Origin of the sequence: Vibrio sp. HENC-03, from assembly GCF_000305755.2 — a bacterium.
Taxonomy (GTDB): domain Bacteria; phylum Pseudomonadota; class Gammaproteobacteria; order Enterobacterales; family Vibrionaceae; genus Vibrio; species Vibrio owensii.
The window spans coordinates 111,162-111,716 of sequence record NZ_JH976121.1 but is presented as its reverse complement, the minus strand read 5'-3'; the positions used below and the strand labels follow the sequence as shown (position 1 = coordinate 111,716).

The following is a 555-nucleotide window of genomic DNA, read 5'->3' as shown; positions in this document are numbered from 1 at the left end:
TATTTATTGCCTGCAGGTCTATCGCCAAGCGGTAAGGCAGCGGCTTTTGATGCCGCCATTCCCTGGTTCGAATCCAGGTAGACCTGCCACTATTTTAATTATTGAGTTCACTCAGTAGTTATGCGGTCGTGGCGGAATTGGTAGACGCACCAGATTTAGGTTCTGGCGCCGCAAGGTGTGAGAGTTCAAGTCTCTCCGACCGCACCATGATTAAAGTCTCTTTTATTAGAGCAATGTAGGGCTATCGCCAAGCGGTAAGGCAGCGGCTTTTGATGCCGCCATTCCCTGGTTCGAATCCAGGTAGCCCTGCCATATTTTCCCTTTAAAGGGAGGTTATTGAGGTTTTACCAATTCTCTCGATAACAACAATTAAGACGCGGTCGTGGCGGAATTGGTAGACGCACCAGATTTAGGTTCTGGCGCCGCAAGGTGTGAGAGTTCAAGTCTCTCCGACCGCACCATCTTAATTAAAAGAATACATATGTTGTTAAAACATATTGTTGGCTACGTAGCTCAGCTGGTTAGAGCACATCACTCATAATGATGGGGTCACAG

General features: G+C 47.6%; 4 tRNA genes. All 4 read left to right on the top strand.

What is annotated here, in order from left to right:
- Nucleotides 1–14: 14 nt before the first annotated feature.
- The 4 genes from VCHENC03_RS15270 to VCHENC03_RS15285 all read left to right on the top strand — a co-directional run bounded on the left by VCHENC03_RS15270 (nucleotide 15) and on the right by VCHENC03_RS15285 (nucleotide 461).
- Nucleotides 15–89, top strand: a tRNA-Gln gene (locus VCHENC03_RS15270).
- A 33-nt stretch (nucleotides 90–122) separates the two neighbouring features.
- Nucleotides 123–207 (top strand) — tRNA-Leu (locus VCHENC03_RS15275).
- Between the two features lie 30 nt (nucleotides 208–237).
- Nucleotides 238–312, top strand: a tRNA-Gln gene (locus tag VCHENC03_RS15280).
- A 64-nt stretch (nucleotides 313–376) separates the two neighbouring features.
- Nucleotides 377–461: transfer RNA gene (locus VCHENC03_RS15285), tRNA-Leu, on the top strand.
- Nucleotides 462–555 lie beyond the last annotated feature (94 nt).